The sequence below is a fragment of the Desulforamulus profundi genome (assembly GCF_002607855.1).
This window is the reverse complement of the sequence record NZ_AWQQ01000126.1, coordinates 1-1211: the sequence shown is the minus strand read 5'-3', so window position 1 is coordinate 1211 and position 1211 is coordinate 1. Positions and strand designations below refer to the sequence as shown.

Annotated in this window: 1 pseudogene; it reads right to left on the bottom strand. The window is 51.5% G+C overall.

Annotation, left to right across the window (positions count from 1 at the left end):
* Positions 1-286: 286 nt before the first annotated feature.
* Positions 287-1211 (bottom strand): annotated as a pseudogene (locus P378_RS17130) (deoxyguanosinetriphosphate triphosphohydrolase); the annotation flags it as partial.

The following is a 1211-nucleotide window of genomic DNA, read 5'->3' as shown; positions in this document are numbered from 1 at the left end:
CGGAGGTAACGGGAAACAACTTCAACGATATCGGATCTTTGCCTGATCTCTTCAATAACGGCATCCGGGATCCGTCCCGCCATAAAAACCACCCTTCTCCCTGCTAATACTTTACATTTTCTCTGTCCAAGGGTGCTTTTCCTGCCGCTGGAAGAAACCCGGAATCGGAACTACAGTTTAAAGTTTATTCGCTGTTGCTAAAAAATTTCCTGCAATGCTTCGACATTTTTTCTTAGGGCAACAGCTTTATTATTGCCAATATTTACAATGAATATATCAAAACTGTTTATCCCGGGGGAAATCCTTTAGGGATAAACAACTTTTTATATTGGGCAACAGCAAACCGGTCAGTCATGCCGGCGATATAGTCCGCCACCACCCGGGCAATGCCTTCCCGGTCCACCTTGTTTAGCAAGTCATCGGGCAGAGAAGCGGGATGTTCAGTATAGTACAGGTAGAGCCCCTTCACTACATGCCGGGCTTTATTCTCTTCTTTCTTGGCCTCAGAACCAATATATACATAATCAAACATAAAGGTTCTCAACCGGTCCATGGCCTCCTGCACTTGTGGGCTCATGGTGATTGCCGCTTTGCCCATGCTGGATTGAATCAGGTCCAGAACCATGGTGTTGATCCGCTGGCTGTGGCGTCCGCCCAGCACTTTCAAGCAGTCCCCGGGCAGGTTCTGCTGGTTCAGCACACCGGCCCGCAGGGCGTCGTCAATGTCATGATTGATATAGGCGATGCGGTCGGCAATTCTTACGATCTGCCTTCCAGGGTGACGGGGATGTTGGGCCCGGTGTGATTTAAAATGCCGTCCCTGACCTCATAGGTAAGGTTCAGGCCGTTTTGGCCCTCTAATTGATCTACCACCCGGAGGCTTTGTTCGTTATGTCTAAACCCGGGGGCGTAGACCATGTCCAGCACCTGTTCCCCGGCATGACCGAAGGGAGTGTGTCCCAGGTCATGCCCCAGGGCGATGGCCTCGGTTAAATCTTCATTAAGACCCAGGGCCTTGGCACAGGTCCTGGCAATTTGCGCCACCTCTAGGGTGTGGGTCAGCCTGGTGCGGTAATGGTCCCCCTCGGGAATAATGAACACCTGTGTTTTCAGTTTTAAACGCCGGAATGCTTTGGAATGAATAATCCGGTCCCGGTCCCGCTGAAAGACCGTGCGAACCGGGCAGGGTTCCTCAGCATGTTCCCTGCCCC